Source organism: Streptomyces sp. NPDC037288, from assembly GCF_055603265.1.
This window is the reverse complement of the sequence record NZ_JBVJVY010000002.1, coordinates 189185-206492: the sequence shown is the minus strand read 5'-3', so window position 1 is coordinate 206492 and position 17308 is coordinate 189185. Positions and strand designations below refer to the sequence as shown.

General features: G+C 73.4%; 14 protein-coding genes. 10 read left to right on the top strand and 4 right to left on the bottom strand.

What is annotated here, in order from left to right:
• Positions 1-117: 117 nt before the first annotated feature.
• On the top strand, positions 118-720 hold the full coding sequence (locus ACZ7GZ_RS03290; RefSeq protein WP_471020536.1) for a nucleotidyltransferase family protein: 603 nt from the start codon (positions 118-120) through the stop codon (positions 718-720).
• A 184-nt stretch (positions 721-904) separates the two neighbouring features.
• Positions 905-2530 (top strand): malate synthase A, encoded by a 1626-nt coding sequence (aceB, locus tag ACZ7GZ_RS03285; protein ID WP_471020534.1) that lies wholly within the window; start codon positions 905-907, stop codon positions 2528-2530.
• A 45-nt stretch (positions 2531-2575) separates the two neighbouring features.
• Here aceB and ACZ7GZ_RS03280 read toward each other — a convergent pair whose 3' ends face one another.
• Positions 2576-2797, bottom strand: a complete 222-nt coding sequence (locus tag ACZ7GZ_RS03280; RefSeq protein WP_471020532.1) for a hypothetical protein — start codon at positions 2795-2797, stop codon at positions 2576-2578.
• 349 nt (positions 2798-3146) lie between these two features.
• Between ACZ7GZ_RS03280 and ACZ7GZ_RS03275 the strand changes: the two genes are divergently transcribed.
• Positions 3147-4670: a carboxylesterase/lipase family protein gene (locus tag ACZ7GZ_RS03275; RefSeq protein ID WP_471020530.1), complete on the top strand. Its 1524-nt coding sequence runs from the start codon at positions 3147-3149 to the stop codon at positions 4668-4670.
• 121 nt (positions 4671-4791) lie between these two features.
• Here ACZ7GZ_RS03275 and ACZ7GZ_RS03270 read toward each other — a convergent pair whose 3' ends face one another.
• Positions 4792-5706 (bottom strand): HipA family kinase, encoded by a 915-nt coding sequence (locus ACZ7GZ_RS03270; protein ID WP_471020529.1) that lies wholly within the window; start codon positions 5704-5706, stop codon positions 4792-4794.
• Positions 5707-6086: 380 nt separating this feature from the next.
• On the opposite strand from ACZ7GZ_RS03270, the gene ACZ7GZ_RS03265 reads away from it, so the two are divergent.
• Entirely contained in the window at positions 6087-6884 is a 798-nt protein-coding gene (locus ACZ7GZ_RS03265) for a CAP domain-containing protein (protein WP_471020526.1), read from the top strand.
• A 12-nt stretch (positions 6885-6896) separates the two neighbouring features.
• Here the strand turns inward: ACZ7GZ_RS03265 and ACZ7GZ_RS03260 are convergent, their stop codons facing one another.
• Positions 6897-8381 carry an IucA/IucC family protein gene (locus ACZ7GZ_RS03260; protein ID WP_471020524.1) on the bottom strand — a complete coding sequence of 495 codons (1485 nt, stop codon included), beginning with the start codon at positions 8379-8381 and terminating at the stop codon, positions 6897-6899.
• A 94-nt stretch (positions 8382-8475) separates the two neighbouring features.
• Here ACZ7GZ_RS03260 and ACZ7GZ_RS03255 point away from each other — a divergent pair, with 94 nt between their 5' ends.
• The 3 genes from ACZ7GZ_RS03255 to ACZ7GZ_RS03245 are packed head-to-tail and all read left to right on the top strand — an operon-like array spanning position 8476 to position 12112.
• On the top strand, positions 8476-9993 hold the full coding sequence (locus tag ACZ7GZ_RS03255; RefSeq protein WP_471020522.1) for an IucA/IucC family protein: 1518 nt from the start codon (positions 8476-8478) through the stop codon (positions 9991-9993).
• A 56-nt stretch (positions 9994-10049) separates the two neighbouring features.
• Positions 10050-11312, top strand: coding sequence for a VWA domain-containing protein (locus tag ACZ7GZ_RS03250; protein WP_471020519.1), 1263 nt, complete (start codon positions 10050-10052; stop codon positions 11310-11312).
• The gene (locus ACZ7GZ_RS03245; RefSeq protein WP_471020517.1) at positions 11312-12112 is read left to right on the top strand and encodes a hypothetical protein; all 801 of its coding nucleotides are present in this window, start codon (positions 11312-11314) and stop codon (positions 12110-12112) included. Before ACZ7GZ_RS03250 ends, ACZ7GZ_RS03245 begins: the two co-directional genes overlap by 1 nt.
• Positions 12113-12173: 61 nt before the next feature.
• Here the strand turns inward: ACZ7GZ_RS03245 and ACZ7GZ_RS03240 are convergent, their stop codons facing one another.
• Positions 12174-12800: a winged helix-turn-helix transcriptional regulator gene (locus ACZ7GZ_RS03240; protein ID WP_471020516.1), complete on the bottom strand. Its 627-nt coding sequence runs from the start codon at positions 12798-12800 to the stop codon at positions 12174-12176.
• A gap of 81 nt (positions 12801-12881) precedes the next feature.
• Between ACZ7GZ_RS03240 and ACZ7GZ_RS03235 the strand changes: the two genes are divergently transcribed.
• The 3 genes from ACZ7GZ_RS03235 to ACZ7GZ_RS03225 all read left to right on the top strand — a co-directional run bounded on the left by ACZ7GZ_RS03235 (position 12882) and on the right by ACZ7GZ_RS03225 (position 17278).
• Positions 12882-14090 (top strand): pyridoxal phosphate-dependent aminotransferase, encoded by a 1209-nt coding sequence (locus ACZ7GZ_RS03235; protein WP_471020515.1) that lies wholly within the window; start codon positions 12882-12884, stop codon positions 14088-14090.
• Positions 14091-14224: 134 nt separating this feature from the next.
• Positions 14225-16042, top strand: coding sequence for a trypsin-like serine peptidase (locus ACZ7GZ_RS03230; protein ID WP_471020513.1), 1818 nt, complete (start codon positions 14225-14227; stop codon positions 16040-16042).
• A 75-nt stretch (positions 16043-16117) separates the two neighbouring features.
• Positions 16118-17278, top strand: coding sequence for a serine hydrolase domain-containing protein (locus tag ACZ7GZ_RS03225; protein WP_471020512.1), 1161 nt, complete (start codon positions 16118-16120; stop codon positions 17276-17278).
• Positions 17279-17308: the final 30 nt, after the last annotated feature.

The window sequence follows — 17308 nt, the reverse complement described above, 5'->3', positions numbered from 1 at the left end:
ACTCCGTCGTGCGCGGGCCAGTAAACGCCACCGCGTCCGGGAGCGCCACCGCGCGGACCGAAAATCAGCCCAAGGGAATCGGGCCGTCGCCGGCCGCGTCAGGTGTATGCAGGACGCATGACGGACAGGCATCGCGAGGAGGTCGCCGGGCTGCTGCTCGCCGCCGGCGGGGGCAGACGGCTCGGCGGGCGCCCCAAGGCGCTGCTGGAGCGCCGGGGGCGCCCGCTGGTCGAGCACGCGGTCGGGGTGCTGCGCGCGGCCGGGTGCGCCCGCGTGCACGTCGTCCTGGGCGCCCGTGCCGAGGACGTGAGGGCGCGCGCCGACCTGACCGGCTGTGTGCTCGTGGACAACCCCGACTGGGCCGAGGGCATGGGCTCCTCGCTGCGGGCCGGCCTGGCCTCGCTCGCCGGTACGGGGGCGCACGCGGCCCTGGTGAGCCTCGTCGACCAGCCGGGTATCGGACCGGCGGCCGTGGGGCGGGTGCTCGGTGCGTACGAGGACGACACGTCGCTGGTCTCGGCCGCCTACGACGGCGCGCGCGGGCATCCGGTGCTCTTCGGCGCGGCCCACTGGCCCGGCGTCGCGGCGACGGCCACCGGGGACCGGGGGGCCCGCGGCTACCTGAAGGAGCACGCGGGGCGCATCCGGCTCGTCGAGTGCGCGGACGTGGCCGAGCCGTACGACATCGACACCGAGGCCGACCTGCGCCACCTTGAGTGAAGAGGGTGGCACTGGGCGCCACCTTGCCTCGACTCAGAGAATCTCGACATCAACAAACCATTGAAGTTCCACAATGAGGAAACTACTATCCACTGTTCAGAAGCGCCTGACCGCACAGCGGGCGCTGTTCGCCCTATTCGTGCCACTAGGCACCCGGTGCCACCGCTGAAGGAAGTGACAGCTCATGTCCGCACCAGCGCCGTCCCCGCTGGCCATCGTCGACGCCGAGCCCCTGCCCCGGCAGGAAGAGGTCCTCACGGACGCGGCGCTCGCCTTCGTGGCGGAGCTGCACCGGCGGTTCACCCCGCGCCGTGACGGACTCCTCGCCCGCCGGGCCGAGCGCCGCGCCGAGATCGCCCGCACCTCCACGCTCGACTTCCTGCCCGAGACGGCCGCGATCCGCGCGGACGACTCCTGGCAGGTCGCCCCGGCCCCGGCCGCGCTGAACGACCGGCGCGTCGAGATCACCGGCCCCACCGACCGCAAGATGACCATCAACGCGCTCAACTCGGGCGCGAAGGTCTGGCTCGCCGACTTCGAGGACGCCTCCGCGCCCACCTGGGAGAACGTCGTCCTCGGCCAGGTCAACCTGATCGACGCCTACACCCGCAGCATCGACTTCACCGACCCGGGGTCCGGGAAGTCGTACGCCCTGCGGCCGAACGAGGAGCTGGCCACGGTCGTCATGCGCCCGCGCGGCTGGCACCTGAACGAGCGGCACGTCGTCGACGCCGACGGCCGTGCCGTCCCCGGCGCCCTCGTCGACTTCGGCCTGTACTTCTTCCACAACGCCCAGCGGCTGCTGGACCTCGGCAAGGGCCCGTACTTCTACCTGCCGAAGACCGAGTCGCACCTCGAAGCCCGGCTGTGGAACGACGTGTTCGTCTTCGCGCAGGACTACGTCGGCATCCCGCAGGGCACCGTCCGCGCCACCGTCCTGATCGAGACGATCACGGCCGCGTACGAGATGGAGGAGATCCTCTACGAACTCCGCGACCACGCCGCCGGGTTGAACGCCGGCCGCTGGGACTACCTGTTCTCCATCGTGAAGAACTTCCGTGACGCGGGCGCCAGGTTCGTCCTCCCGGACCGCAACGCGGTCACGATGACCGCCCCGTTCATGCGGGCGTACACCGAACTCCTCGTCCGCACCTGCCACAAGCGCGGCGCGCACGCCATCGGCGGCATGGCCGCGTTCATCCCGTCCCGCCGGGACGCGGAGGTCAACAAGGTCGCCTTCGAGAAGGTCCGCGCCGACAAGGACCGCGAGGCGAACGACGGCTTCGACGGCTCCTGGGTCGCCCACCCCGACCTCGTCCCGATCGCCATGGAGTCCTTCGACAAGGTCCTCGGCGACAAGCCGAACCAGAAGGACCGGCTGCGCGAGGACGTGCACGTCGAGGCGGCCGACCTGATCGCGATCGACTCGCTGGACGCGAAGCCGACGTACGCCGGTCTCGTCAACGCCGTCCAGGTCGGCATCCGGTACATCGAGGCCTGGCTGCGCGGGCTCGGCGCGGTCGCCATCTTCAACCTCATGGAGGACGCGGCCACCGCCGAGATCTCCCGCTCCCAGATCTGGCAGTGGATCAACGCGGGCGTCGAGTTCGAGAACGGCGACAGGGCCACCCCCGAACTGGCCCGCAAGGTCGCCGCCGAGGAACTGGACGCCCTGCGCAAGGAGATCGGCGAGCAGGCCTTCGCCGCCGGCCACTGGCAGGAGGCGCACGATCTGCTGCTGCAGGTCTCCCTGGACGACGACTACGCCGACTTCCTCACCCTGCCGGCGTACGAGCAGCTCAAGGGCTGAGCCCGCCCCTGGCGGCTCCCGGTGCGTGTGGCGTGCCGGGCGCCGTCACCCGGGCAGGCCGTGGCGACGGCGTTCCTCGGCGGTCAGCTCGCGCACCTCGGCCGCGGACCGCTCCAGGAGCGCGTCGCACCGCCGGACGTCGGTTCTGCCGGGCGGGGACCACGTGTAGCCGCGGCGGTCCTCGCCCCTGACGGCGAAGGAGCAGCCGTCGTCGGACCAGTGCGCCCCAGCGGGATGTGGCAGGCCGGGGTGCAGACGGCCCGGCACTCGGCCGTGGCCGCGTCCCGGAAGGCGGCCCAGCCGTCTCCCGCGGTCGCGGGCAGCCGGCCGTCGGGGGACCACCGGACCACTCTGGCCGTCCCGCAGGTGGCGGCGGACCGTGCCAGGGATCTGTCGTCCCCGGCGCCGCAGAGGCGTACCGTCGACTCGCCGTCGAGGAAGGCCCGCCGGCAGGGGCCGGACGCGGGTGGCGCAGATGCCGGTCCGGCAGCTCAGCGGGTCCTGGCCGTAAGGGCCCGGGATGTCCCGGGCCCGGCTGGGCAAGGACGAACGGGCCCGTCGGGGGGCATTCTTTCCGGTCGCGCCGGCGCGTGCCGGTGAGCGAGACTGTCCCGCGATGAGCGAGCAACCACGCGGTGTCGAAGCAGTCTTCCGGACGGCGAACGGCCGTGTGCGGGGCACGGGGGCGGGCGACGGCGTCACCGCCGTGCTCGGTGTCCCGTACGCAGCCGCGCCCTTCGGCGCCCTCCGGTTCCGGCAGCCGCAACCGGCGCCGGCCTGGGGCGGGGTCCGGGACTGCACGGCCTTCGGCCCCATCGCCCCGCAGTCGGCGCAGCTGCCCGGAGCGCCGGTGTGGCACCCCGGGGACGAAGACGTCCTGACCGTCAATGTGTGGGTGCCGAAGGGTGCGGACGGCGGGGCGCTGCCGGTGTTCTTCTGGATCCACGGCGGCGCCTGCACGTTCGGCTCCTCCGCCCAGCCCGACTTCGACGGGACGGCCCTGGCCCGCGCCGGGTTGGTCGTGGTCAGCTGCAACTACCGGGTGGGTTTCGAGGGCTTCGGGCATGTGCCCGGCCTTCCCGACAACCGTGGGCTGCTGGACCAGGTCGCCGCGCTGCGCTGGGTCCGGGAGAACATCGCCGCCTTCGGCGGCGACCCCGGGAACGTCAGCGTCGCCGGGCACTCCTCCGGGGCAGGCTCGGTGCTCTGCCTGATGGCCATGGAACAGGCACGGGGGTTGTTCCGGCGGGCCATTGCCCACAGCGCGCCCCAGGCCTTCCACACGGTCGAGCTCGCCGCGGCGGTCACCGAGCGGATCGCGGCGCCGGCCGGGGTCGCCCCGACGGCAAAGGGTCTGCTGTCGGTGCCGCCCGAGGTGCTGGTGGCCGCCTCCGACGAAGCCGCCGCGCACTGCGGGACCGACCCCGTGGCGGCGATCCACGCCTTCGACCCGGTGATCTTCCAACCCGTCGTCGACGGCGAGGTGCTGCCCGCGCACCCGCTGCGCGCGCTCGCCTCCGGGGCGGCGCGCGAGGTGGACCTGCTGGTGTGCCACACGCTGGAGGAGTGCTGGTTCCTCCACGCGGTGGGAGCCGTGCGGGAGGTCACCACCGGGGCGGAACTGGCGGACTTCGCCGAGGCCCTGCGCCTCCCGGCCCGCCTGCTCGACGGCTACCGCGCGGCGATGACGGGCGCCCCGGTACTCGACCGCTACCTCGCGATCTCCAGCGACGCGAAGTTCGGCGAGTACACCGCCCGTCTGGCCGAGCACCATGCGAGGGCCGGCGGCCGGGCGTACCTGGCCCGCTTCGCCCGCAGGCGCGGGGCGGCCAGACCTTGGCACACCGCGGACATCCCGTTCGCCTTCGGCAACCTGGACGCCGTCGGCGCCGACTTCCTCATCGGCGGTGCCCCCGACGACCACGACCGCGCCCTGTCCCGCCGCATGCTCCACTCCTGGGCCGGCTTCGCGGCCACCGGCGACCCGGGCTGGCCGGCGGTCACCGCCGAAAGCACGCCGGTCAAGTCCTGGGCCGTCCCCGGCGACCACCTGTCCGCCGACGACACGTCCGGGCTGCGCGCCTTGTGGCAGGACGTCCGGTTCGACCTGCCGCGCCCGCTTGATGGCCAGTGGCCCTGAGATGCGACTCCCCGGGTTCAGCCGCCCGTGGACAGCTCCCCCCAGTGGTACGGGGGCAGTACTCGATCCGTACGACATGCGCCGCCCCTGTACGACATGTGCCGTCCCCCTGCCCTCCCCGTCATCCCAGGTGCACCGACCAGTCCTGTTCCGCCGCCGGCTTGCCGTGCAGGTCGGGGACGCGCTTGAGCCAGTCCGGGCGGGCCGCCTGCGTCTTCTCGGCGCGGGCGGCCTCCTCGGCCGCGAGCTGTTCACGGCCCGGGAAGTCCGTGGGCAGCCACTCCCGCGAGAGACGGACCCGGGCGAGGAGGTAGCCGACGTACGCGGCGCGGACGTCGTCGGGCGTGGCGAAGCCGGCGTCCTCGGCCAGCCAGGCGTCCGGGACCTCGGCGACGACGCCGCGCAGCAGCTCCTCGGTCACCCGTGGGGCGAGCTCGGCGTCCGCGGCGCGGACGTCGGGGCCGTAGTGGCCGAGGGCGTGGTGGCGGAAGTCGTACCTCTTGCCCGGCGTGGTGGTGTCCCATCGGTGATGGAAGACGAGGGCGGCGCCGTGGTCGATGAGCCACAGGCGCGGTGGCGCGGTGCCGAGCGTCGGCCAGACCATGAGGTTGGAGCTGTGGACCGTGCGGTCCACGTTGACGGTCAGCGCGTCCAGCCAGACGATCCGGCCGGCCTCCAGCGGGTCCACGGGGAAGGACTTCGCGATCTTCGGGGTGAAGTCCCGGGCGCCCGGCAGATAGTCCATGCCGAGGTTCACGCCCGCGCTCGCGCCGTGCAGCTCCCGCACCTCCTGGTGCGGTTCGCCCGCGGCGACGGCGGGGTCGAAGTGGACGAGGACCAGCTCGGGGAAGCGCAGCCCGAGCGCACGGGCGAGTTCGCCGACGATCACCTCGGCGACCAGCGCCTTGTGTCCCTGTGCCGAGCCGGTGAACTTCACGACGTAGGTGCCGTCGTCGTCGGCCTCCACGACTGCGGGCACGGAGCCGCCGGACCGCAGCGGGGTCACGTATCGAACAGCAGTCACGTCGCGCAGCACGTGGTTCAGCGTATGTGCTGCGCGCCCCAGGGGCACGGAGAGTGAGGTCCGTCACGCCGCTCACGGCTACTAACCATGCCCGTTAGTAGGAACCACCACGTCGACATAGGGGATTTGTCCGGCTTGCCGGGGACTCGGGCCACTCTTCGAGGGACGGCGCGCCACCCGATCGAAGCCCTCGCCGATTCGTCCTCCGCAAGGCGTTTCTGACGGGGCGCCAGGAGAGCGCAAACATCGCGAACGCGAACCCGGGCATCTCTTCGCCCACCTGGCAAGGGGCCGCCGAGCCTACTAGGCAAGGTAGGAGGAGAGGGCCTTTGCGCTCCTTGTGAAGGCGTCCTGAGAATGAGCGCCCGGCGATCACCGAGTGAGGTTCACGCATGGGCAAGCACCGCAGGACACAGCAGTTGCGGCGGATAGTCATCGCCGCCGTCACCATCGGCACGGTGGGAGTGCCGTCCGTCGCCCTGGCCTGCACCGACTGGCCGTACGGCACGGCGGACCCGTCCGACGTCGCCGCCACGAGCACGCCGCAGCCGCGATGGCACCACACCCATGGGCATCACCACCGCAACGGCCACCATCACGCACCCGCGCCGCTGGTCACCGCGCCGCCCACGCCGCCGGCCGCCGCGCCGCCCACGCCCCGGGCCACCGCTCACCCCCACACGCACAAGAAGGTCACGGTCCGCACGCCCACGAGGACCGCTGTTCCCAGCACGCCCAGCACTCCGAGCACTCCCAGGGCCACCGCCGCCGCCCCCGCCGCGCCGAGCACGCCGAAGACCACCGCCACGGCGTCCGGGGTCGTCGCGCGCATCGTGCAGCTCGTCAACGCCGAACGCGCCAAGGTCGGTTGCCAGGCCCTGACCCTGAACCCGGCGCTGACCAAGGCCGCGCAGGAGCACAGCGCGGACATGGCGGCCCACCAGAACATGTCGCACACCGGGTCCGACGGGTCCGCCCCGGGCGACCGCATCACGGCCGCCGGCTACGACTGGAGCGCCTACGGCGAGAACGTCGCCTACGGCTACGGCACCCCGGACGAGGTCATGGCGGGCTGGATGTCCAGCCCCGGGCACCGGGCCAACATCCTCAACTGCTCGTTCCAGCAGATCGGCGTCGGTCTCGCGCAGCCCGGCAGCTACTGGACCCAGGACTTCGGCACGGCCCGGTGAGCCGCACCGGGGTCAGCGGCCCGCCAGGGGGTTCGGCAGGGGCAGGTAGCGGGCGTCCGCGCCGTCCGCCCCGGTCCAGCGCAGCAGCAGGTTGGTCTTGCCGGGCAGGGTGGGCGCGCTGAGCAGGGCGGGGATCTCGGGCAGGCGGTGCCGGGCGAGTTCGCCGCGGGCCGCGGGCCAGGGGTCGAGTCCGGGATGGTGTTCGGCGAGGGCCGCGGCGATCTCGGTGAGGTGGTTGACCACCAGGCAGTAGACCAGCCGCTCCCAGCCCGCGGCCCTGCTCACGTCCGGCAGCAGCTTGGTGCCCTCGGCGTCCCGGAACAGCGCCTGGACGGGCGTGCCGGCCGCGTCCACGGCGACGAGGGTGTTCTGCAGGTGGGCTTCCAGGACGACTCCGTGCGCGTCGAAGGCCGTCAGGGCGGGCGGGACGACCTGGCGCAGATACGCCTTCCACCAGGCCGCCGGGTCGGCCGCGCCGGCCAGCGGGCTGCCGTCGAAGCCCTCGGCGAGGCCGGCGGCGAGCAGCGGGGTGGCGCCCGGCAGCAGGTGGCCGCGCAGACCGTCCCGCACGAGGACGGCCAGCTCCTCGAAGGCGAAGGCGGCCGTGCGGTAGCCGCGGTCGCTCAGCCAGGCCGCGGGCGGGCCCAGCGCCGCGAAGGCGTGCCCGGCGGCCCTGTCGGTGCGGCGCAGTCTGCGCAGGTCGTGGCGCCACAGCCGGCGGATGTCGTTGGTGATGCGCACGTCCAGGCTGAACTTCAGGAACACATCGCGCCGCGGCTCGTACACCGTGCGGACCGCCGCCGTGGGCCAGGCGGGGAAGGCGGTTTCGCCGAGCCGGACCAGGCGGCCGTCGGCGAAGGCCTCCGCCAGCTCCCGGCCCAGCAGTTCCAGCTGCCAGGGGTGGGCCGGCAGCAGCCGGTAGCCGGGCGGGGCCGTGCCGAGCGCGTCCAGGGGGCCGGTGTCGCCCTCCTCGGCCACCTGGTCCTCGCGCACCCCGAGCAGCACCAGCGGGAAACGGGCGTGCGCCTCGGGGGCGTACGGCAGCCAGGAGGCGACCGGGCCGCCGCCGCGCGCCTTGGGGGCGGGGTGGCAGGGGTGACCGGTGATCAGGGACTGCTCGGAGAGCAGATAGGGGTCGGCGGGCGGCACCGCCCGGGCGCGGGCGGTGAGCAGCGCGGCGACCGCGTCCCGGCTGTCGGCCATCTCCGCGGGCAGGTCACCGCCCGCCAGCCCGGTGTGCCGGCGCAGTTCCTCGGTGACCAGTTTGACCAGTTCGGTGTGCCCGACGCGGTGCCAGACCCCGGCCGCGCACACCTCGGGGTCGGCGGGGCGCCGGCCGGGACGCACGCGCAGCAGCCGCCCGCTCGGCAGCCGGTGCACCCGCGGGTCACCGGGGTCCGGCTCGGCCACCTCGCGCAGCAGGCAGTTCAGCACAGGCGCGGCCGCGTAGGCGTCGGCGCGGCGGCCGACGGCGTCGGTGGGGGGTGTCAGGTCCACGCGATCCGTTCGTTTCGTCGGGGGTCGTCGCGCTCAGTATGTCTGTCGTCCCTGACAATCATGCTGCGTGCAGCGTGCAACCGAGGAGCCGACCGTGCACCGTCCCCCCACCACCGAGGCCCGGGTCGCCGAGGAGCTGGCCGCCGTGCGGCCGGAGCTGCTGCCCCGGTACACGGCGGAGCTGCCGGGCGCCCGCGCCGCCGTGCTGACCCGGCTGTGGCGGGCGCTGGCCCATGAGCCGCTGCCGTGGATCACCGGCCGGGTGCACGGCGCGCACAGCCTGGCGCTGCGGCTCGCCGACGGCCGGACACTGTACGGGCCGCCCGCGGACCCGTACGCCACCAGCGCGTACGTCACCGGCGTCCGTCTGGACCGGGAGCGCCAGGTGGATCCGGCCGGTCTGCTGACCGCCCTCGCGGTGCCGCACGGCGCGGCGTTCGCCGCCGAACTGGCGGACAGCACCGCCTCGTTGGCGCTGTCGCGGGCCGACGCGGATCACCCGAAGGAGTGGCCGGTGGGGGTCCCCCCGGCCGAGGGCCCGGGGAGGGACTGGGAGTGGGAACAGCGGGTGACGGACGGGCACCCGTACCATCCCAACTGCCGTGCCCGTCCCGGTTTCTCGGTGGCCGACCAGCTGGCGTACGGCCCGGAGCACCGGCCGGTGGTGGAGCTGGGGACGGTGCCGGTGCCGGCGGCTGACTGCCTGGTGAGCGGTGACTGGCCCCGGGAACTGCGCGACGGCGGACGGCTGCTGGTGCCCGTGCACCCGTGGCAGGCCGGGCACGTCCTGAAGCGGTCGTACGCCCCCTGGCGCCCCGGCCGGCCCCTGCTGTCCCTGCGCACCCTCGCGCTGCCGGGCGGCACGCACGTGAAGACCGCGCTCAGCACCCGGCTGACGTCCTGCGTGCGGGACATCTCCCCGTACTCGGTCCGGGCCGCCGCGCCGCTGACGGCCCTCGGCGAGGAGCTGGCGGCGCGCACCGACGGCCTGCTGCACCTCACCCGCACACTGGGCGCGGTCTCGGCCCACTCCCCCGACCTGGCCGCGCTGCTGCGCGAGTCGCCCGAGGTGTACACGCGCCCGGGCGAACAGGTCCTGCCGGTGGCCGCGCTCCCCGCCACCGGTCTGCCGGACGCGCCCGCCTGGACGGCCGCGTTCGCCCGCCTGGCCCTGACCGTGGGGCTGCGCCTGCTCGACCTCGGCGTGGCCCTGGAGGCGCACGGCCAGAACCTGCTGGTGATCCTGGCGGCCGACGGCACCCCCCTGCGGCTGGTCTACCGCGACCTGGCCGACATCCGGATCAGCCCGGCGCGCCTGGCCCGGCACGGCATCGTCCCGCCCGCGCTCACCGGCCGCCTGATCACCGACGACGAGACGGCCCTGCGCCGCAAGCTGTTCGGCTCCCTGGTGGCGGGCGCGCTGGCCGGTACGGCGGGTTCCGGCGCGGCGCTGGGGGCGGCCCTGTCCGCCGCCGTACCGGACCTGACGGACGGCGCCGACCTGCGCGCCCTGTGCGAAGGCCCGCTGCCGGCGAAGGCGTTGACCCTGATGCGGCTGTCCCCGCGCACTCCGGGCGACCAGTGGACGGCCCTGCCGAACCCGATGAGCTGAGACGCCGGGTGCCGCTCGTTTTGGAGCCCGGCCCGTCCGCTCCATAAGATCCGGCGATGATCACAAGACAACGGCTGGCGGCGGGAGTCTGTGCTCTCCTCGCCGCCCTGGCGGCCGGGATCGCGTTGCCCGGCCCAGCCGTCGCCGACGAGACACAGGCGACCGCCCCGAAGGTCGAACTCGTGCTGGACGTCAGCGGTTCGATGCGGGCGCGGGACATCGACGGCGGCTCCCGGATGGCCGCGGCCAAGCAGGCGTTCAACGAGGTGCTGGACGCGACGCCGCAGGAGGTCCGGCTCGGCATACGCACCCTGGGCGCCAACTACCGCGGCAACGACCGCAAGGAGGGCTGCAAGGACACCGCGCAGCTCTACCCGGTCGGGCCGCTGAACCGGACCGACGCGAAGACGGCGGTGGCCACGCTGCAGCCGACCGGCTGGACGCCGATCGGGCCCGCGCTGCTGAAGGCGGCGGACGACCTCGACGGCGGCGACGGCACCCGCCGTATCGTCCTGATCAGCGACGGCGAGGACACCTGCCAGCCGCTCGACCCGTGCGAGGTGGCCCGCGAGATCGCCGCCAAGGGCATCGGGCTGACCATCGACACCCTGGGCCTGGTGCCGGACGCCAAGACCCGCGACCAGCTCAGCTGCATCGCGGACGCGACCGGCGGCACCTACACCGACGTCCGGCACAAGGAGGAACTGTCCGACCGGGTCGGTCAGTTGGTGGACCGCGCGGCCGATCCGGTGGTGACGCCGGTGGCCACCGAGGGCGCCGCGCGGTGCGAGAAGGCACCGACGCTGAAGTCCGGGCTGTACACGGACCGTGAGGAGTTCGGGCAGCAGCGCTGGTACAAGGTCGAGGTGGACCCCGGCAAGGAGCTGCGCGCCGCGGTGAGCGTGGCCGACGACCGGGCCGTGCACCCGGACCACGGGGTGCTGCTGCGGGCGGTGACGGTGCGGGGACGGGAGATCGTGCGCGGCGAGGCCGCCGGCACGGGCCGTACGGACGTGATCTCGACGGGCCTGCGCTATCCGAAGCCCGGGAGTGACGACGACAACGCGCCCGCGGAGACGGTGTGCCTGCAGGTCACCAACTCCTTCTCGGCCGCGGCGGGTGTCAAGACCACGCCGGGTCTGCCGCTGGAGCTGACCGTCGACGTCGTGGACGGGCCGTCCGGGCACCACGACGTGGCCTCGTTCGGTCTCGGCCGCGGCTGGTGGCTGCTGGGCGCGCTGGTGCTGACCGGCTTCCTGGCGGGTCTGCTGTGGGGCTGGCTGTCGCGCTGGCGGGTCGCGGTCTGGAGGACGAACTGATGCGGATCACACGTGTGATGGGTGCGGCGCTGCTGGCGCTCGGGCTCGCGGCCGGACCGGCCGCGGCCGACTCCTCCCCGTCTCCCGGCGCCTCCGCCGACGGCAAGGCGCCCACTCGGGCGGGCACCTCGTTCCGTACGGCGACGGAGATCCGGCAGGGACAGCAGGCCACGGCGTCCGGCTCGACGGGTGACTACCTGTACTGGTCGTTCCCCGCGGACACCGGGCAGCGGCCCACCGTCAAGGCGAGCGTGAAGCTGCCCGCGACGCATGGGGCGCAGACCTGGCAGATCGACGTGTACGACGGACTGCGACGCCGTCAGGCCTGCCAGTACGGAGCGGCGGCCCGTACGGCCGGGCAGGGCGCGTCCTCCGTCGAACTGGCCTGTGTGCTGCGGACGGTACGCGGCTGGTCCGAGCCGTGGGCGAACGATCCGCTGCCGGGCACGTACTACATCCGGCTGACGGTCGTGGACCTCGGTCCCGCCGACCTCGGCAAGCCGGTGAGCGTCGGTGTCCGTGCCGACTCCCAGGACATCGGCGGCGCGGCGGCGGCGGACGGCTCGCTGGGCAAGCCGCTGGTTCCCGGGATCGCCGTCACGTCCGCGGCGGACGGGGAGGGTTCCAGGGCGGCGGTGCTGTCCGGCTTCGGCTCGGACGACGGCTGGTCCTCCGGCTGGTGGTCCGACCGCTGGGTGTGGACGGCGATCGGGGGTGTGCTCGCGGCTCTCGCCGGCATCGGCGGGTATGCGTTGACCCGGGGGTCGGGCCGGCCGTCCCGGGTGCCGCCGAACGTGTGAGCCGACGCGCTCGAAGGCCCGCCTGCCGGCGGGCCTTCTTCGTCCAGGAGCGACAGCCCGTTCACCCCTCCCGCAGCGCCTTGGCAAGCGTGCCGTCCCCCGTCACCGTCACCCGTCCGTCCCGTGCCGCGGCCCTCAGGTCCAGTTCCCCCCGGGCGACGGCCTCGCAGGTCGCCGCGTCCATCACCAGCCGGGCGTCCGGCTCGCCGGGTGCGGGTCCGTGGCCGTACACCGGGCCCTCCTGCGCGCCGACGCGCAGATGGAAGTCGCCCTCCTCCAGCCGGACTTCGACCAGGCCCTCGCCTTCCAGGCCGCGCAGCAACGGCAGCGCGAACCAGTGGGCGCGGACCGCGTCGGTCGGGCGCCGCTCCCCCAGTTCGGCCTCACCCCAGCAGCCCAGCGCCTGCAGCAAGGGGAGCAACTCCCGGCCTCTGCCGGTCAGTTCGTAGACATAGACCGCGCCCGGCGGCGGGAGCCGGCGGCGGGTGGTGAGGCCGTCGCGCTCCATGTCCTTCAGCCGGGAGGCGAGTACGTCCGTGCTCACGCCGGGCAGGTCCGCGTGCAGGTCCGTGTAGCGGCGGGGGCCGGCCAGCAGCTCCCGGACGATCAGCAGGGTCCAGCGGTCCCCGACGAGGTCGAGGGCGCGGGCCGCGGAGCAGTACTGGTCGTAGCTTCGGCGAGGTGACATGACCCGCAGTCTAGACATGTCATTGGACTTTCCAAGCTCCCACTTGGTAAAACCAAGCACCACGAGTTTCCGGAGGGGCGCATGGAGTTCCGGCAGTCGAACAAGCTCAGCGAGGTCTGTTACGAGATCCGCGGCCCGGTGATCGAGCACGCCAACGCGCTGGAGGAGGCCGGGCACAGCGTGCTGCGCCTGAACACCGGCAACCCCGCCGCCTTCGGTTTCGAGGCGCCGGAGGAGATCCTCCAGGACATGATCCGGATGCTGCCGCGGGCGCACGGCTACACCGACTCCCGCGGCATCCTCTCCGCCCGCCGCGCGGTCGCGCAGCGCTACCAGAGCCTCGGCCTCGACGTCGGCGTGGACGACGTCTTCCTGGGCAACGGCGTCTCCGAGCTGGTCTCCATGGCCGTGACGGCCCTCGTCGAGGACGGCGACGAGATCCTCGTCCCCGCCCCGGACTTCCCGCTCTGGACGGCCGCGACCACCCTGGCCGGCGGCAAGGCCGTCCACTACCTGTGCGACGAACAGGCCGACTGGAACCCGGACCTGGCCGACATGGCGTCGAAGATCACCGACCGCACCAAGGCCGTGGTCATCATCAACCCGAACAACCCGACGGGCGCGGTCTATCCGAAGGAGGTCGTCGAGGGCATCCTCGACCTGGCCCGCCGGCACGGCCTGATGGTGTTCGCCGACGAGATCTACGACCAGATCCTGTACGACGACGCCGTCCACCACTCCGCCGCCGCCCTCGCCCCCGACCTGGTCGTCCTCACCTTCTGTGGCCTGTCCAAGACGTACCGGGTGGCGGGCTTCCGCTCCGGCTGGCTGGTGGTGACGGGCCCCAAGCAGCACGCGAAGGACTACCTGGAGGGCCTGACCATGCTGGCCTCCATGCGCCTGTGCCCCAACGCGCCCGCCCAGTACGCCATCCAGGCCGCGCTCGGCGGTCGCCAGTCCATCCGCGAACTGACCCTGCCCGGCGGCCGGTTGCACGAGCAGCGGAACGTGGCCTGGGAGAAACTCAACGAGATCCCCGGCGTGTCCTGCGTGAAGCCCAGGGGCGCGCTGTACGCGTTCCCGCGCATCGACCCGAAGGTGCACCCGATCCACGACGACGAGAAGTTCGTCCTCGACCTGCTGCTGCGCGAGAAGATCCAGGTGGTCCAGGGCACCGGCTTCAACTGGCCCTCGCCCGACCACTTCCGCATCCTCACCCTGCCGCACGCGGAGGACCTGGAGGCGGCGATCGGCAGGATCGGGCGGTTCCTCGGCGGGTACCGGCAGTAGCCCGTTTCGCGCGTTCGTGCGCCTGTGCGAAGATCGCCCCGCACGAACCGGGGGGATCCACGCGCCGGCCAGCGCCGCGCCGCCGCCCCCGGGTCGGGTTCCAGCAGACCCGCAGCAGACCAGGGGGAGCACCGTTGTTCTCGTCCAGAAGACCGTCCTCGACGCGCATACGCCGCACGACCGTCGCCGTGGTGTGCGGCGCGGCCCTCGGCGGCGGGGTCGCGCCCGCGCAGGCCGGGGCCGCCGCGTCGCCGGCGCCCCCCGCCGGGCAGGAGGCGCGGCAGGCCGCCCGCTTCTGGACCGCGCAGCGGATGGCGGACGCGGCGCCGCTGGACGCGGACCGGCCCCGGCCGGACCGGCCGGGGCCGGGCGCCGCGGCGGCGGGCCGGCCGCAGGGCACCCTCTTCCAGGGGACCCGTGTCGTCGGGACGTTCTTCGGGTCCGACGGGCCGGGCGGCACCACCTGGCACTGCACCGGCAGTGTGATCGACACCGCGGCACGCAACATCGTGCTCACCGCCGCCCACTGCGCGCTGAACATGAAGGGCGACTACGTCTTCGTCCCCAGGTTCGTGAAGGGCGCGAGCCCCGACCGGCAGCCGTACGGCATCTTCCACATCCAGCGGGTCTTCACCGACCCCCGGTACGTGCCCGACAAGGGGTCGACGACCACCAAGAAGCCCGCGTCGGACCTGGACACCGCGTTCGCCAGGGTCTCGGCCAACCAGCGCGGCCAGAGCCTCCAGGACGCGGTCGGCGGCGGTCTGACCTTCACCCGGGCGAACGGCTACACCCACAAGAACGTGACCGTCGTCGGCTACCCCTCCTACGGGCACAACAGCGCCGGGCAGGCCGTCAAGTGCACCGTGCCGACGCAGCAACTCCCCGGCTACCGGCAGATGTCGATGACCTGCGGCGGCTACTACGGCGGCGTGTCCGGCAGCCCGTGGATCACCGACTACCAGGACGACGCGGGCACCGGCCACGTCATCGGCAACCTCGGCGGCTACAACGGCGGCGGCAACGACGCGAACGTCGACTACATCAGCTACGCCCCGGCGTTCGGTGCCGACGCCGCGAACCTGCTCGCCGACGCGGTCGCCGACCAGCACCCGCCCACCGGCCTGCCCCCGTACCAGGGGCTCCAGTTGCCGGGCGGTGCGGCCCACTGGCAGAAGGCCGCGCTGATGGCCTGCGCGGACTACACCGGCGACCACCGCGGCGACCTGCTCGTCGTGTGGTCCGACGGCGGGGTCACCCTGTATCCCGGGGACGGCAACGGCGCGTTCGGTGCCGAGAGGCGGCTGCTGAAGGCCAACTCCACCTGGACGCACGCCCGGAACATCACCGGCGGGACCTTCACCGGCGGCCGGCCGGGCCTGCTGGTGCGCTGGTCGGACGGCGAGGTCACCCTGTACCCGGATCTCAGCCCTTCCGGGGTGGGCCGCGAGGTGCAGATGGCGAAGCCCAAGTCCGCCTGGCAGAACGTCGTACAGCTCACCTCCGGGCAGTTCCACGGGGCCCAGGGCGTGACCGACGTGCTGGCACGCCGCTCCGACGGCAGCCTGGTCCTCTACACCGGCATCCGCGCCGGGTCCTTCGGCACCGGCAAGCAGCTCCTCGCGGCGAACGGCACCTGGACCAAGGCCGCGCTGCTCAGCGGCGGCGCCTTCCGGGGCACGGCCGGCGCGGACCTGCTCGTGCGCTGGTCCGACGGCTCGCTCGACAGCTACGCCGGTGTCTCGGCCCGCGGCCTCGGCACCCGGTCCCGGCTGCGCGGCCCGAACGGCACCTGGCCGCACGCCCAGGTCATGACCACCGGCGACCTCACGTCCGACCACACGGGCGACGACCTGGTCGTGCGCTGGTCCGACGGCGAGACCACGCTGTACGCCGACACCGGCGCCCAGGCCCTCGGCACCGAGAACACACTGGTCCTGCCGGGCACCTGAGCCACCGGGAATGCCCGGCGGCCACGGGTCGTTGACGATCCCTGCCGGTGATCACCGAACAAGGGGGAACGACGCATGACGATCGATGTGCACGGCACGGTGGCGCAGGGATTCGAGGGCGTACGCGAGGAGTTCGCGGCGGTACTCGCCGAGGAACGGGACGATCCGGGCGCACAGCTCGCGGTGTACCGGCACGGGCGGCGCGTGGTGGACCTGTGGGGCGGCGACGGCATCGACGGGGACTCGCTGACGACCCTCTACTCCATCGCCAAGGGAGCCGCACACCTCGTCGTCGCCCTGCTGGTGCAGGACGGGGTGCTCGACCTGGACCGGGAAGTCGCCGCGTACTGGCCCGAGTTCGGCTCCCACGGCAAGGACCGGCTGACGCTGGGCGAGCTGCTGGAGCACCGGGCCGGACTTCCCGGAGACGCCGAACAGCCCCTCAGCATCGAGGAGTTGGCCGACGACCGGCTCGTCGCGGCCCGCCTGGCGGCGCGCCGGCCGTTGTGGGAGCCTGGCAGCGCCTGGGGCTACCACGCCTTCGTCATCGGCGCCCTCACCGGTGAGGTGGTGCGCCGGGTGACCGGCCGGTCGATCCAGGAGCTGTACGAGGAGCGGATCCGGGTTCCGTACGGGCTCGACTACTACCTGGGCCTGCCCGTCGAGGCCGAGAAGCGCTGGGTGGACGTGCAGCCGCTGGTGCCGACCCCCGAGGAGGCCGCCCTGCTGAAGGAGCGGGCGGCGGCTCCGGACAGCATCCGGGGCATCGCCTTCAACGCGCACGGGCCGGCGCCGACCGACCTGGTGGCCTTCGGCAACCACCCCCGGGTGAAGGCCCTCGGGCCGACGTCCTCGGGCGGGGTGGGCAACGCCCGCGGGGTCGCCGGGATGTACGCGGCGGCCATCAGCACCGTGGACGGCAGGCCGCCGCTGCTCACGCCCGCGACCGCGGCCTCCTTCGGCGCCCTGCGCACCCCGGGCGGGCCGGACCTGGTCACCGGCAGCGAGAACCACTTCGCGCGGGGCTTCGAGCACACCCCCGCGCTGTACCCGTTCCTCGACGCCGGCACCTTCGGGCACAGCGGCGCGACCGGCTCGCTGGGCTTCGCCGACCCGGCGAACGGCATCGCCTACGCCTACACCCGGCGCCGGTTCTCCTTCCCCTCCGGAGTGGGCGCCGCCCTGGAGAACGGCCGTCTGGCGCAGTCCGTCCTGCGTGCGGCGGACTCCCTGTGACACCGTGCTGGCAGGCGAGCGGGAAGGGCG

Bases quoted from the DNA above. Each gene is read 5' to 3' on its own strand.
- ACZ7GZ_RS03290 (WP_471020536.1), top strand. From the start codon at position 118: ATGACGGACAGGCATCGCGAGGAGGTCGCCGGGCTGCTGCTCGCCGCC.
- aceB (WP_471020534.1), top strand. From the start codon at position 905: ATGTCCGCACCAGCGCCGTCCCCGCTGGCCATCGTCGACGCCGAGCCC.
- ACZ7GZ_RS03275 (WP_471020530.1), top strand. From the start codon at position 3,147: ATGAGCGAGCAACCACGCGGTGTCGAAGCAGTCTTCCGGACGGCGAAC.
- ACZ7GZ_RS03265 (WP_471020526.1), top strand. From the start codon at position 6,087: ATGGGCAAGCACCGCAGGACACAGCAGTTGCGGCGGATAGTCATCGCC.
- ACZ7GZ_RS03250 (WP_471020519.1), top strand. From the start codon at position 10,050: ATGATCACAAGACAACGGCTGGCGGCGGGAGTCTGTGCTCTCCTCGCC.
- ACZ7GZ_RS03245 (WP_471020517.1), top strand. From the start codon at position 11,312: ATGCGGATCACACGTGTGATGGGTGCGGCGCTGCTGGCGCTCGGGCTC.
- ACZ7GZ_RS03240 (WP_471020516.1), bottom strand. From the start codon at position 12,800: ATGTCACCTCGCCGAAGCTACGACCAGTACTGCTCCGCGGCCCGCGCC.
- ACZ7GZ_RS03235 (WP_471020515.1), top strand. From the start codon at position 12,882: ATGGAGTTCCGGCAGTCGAACAAGCTCAGCGAGGTCTGTTACGAGATC.
- ACZ7GZ_RS03225 (WP_471020512.1), top strand. From the start codon at position 16,118: ATGACGATCGATGTGCACGGCACGGTGGCGCAGGGATTCGAGGGCGTA.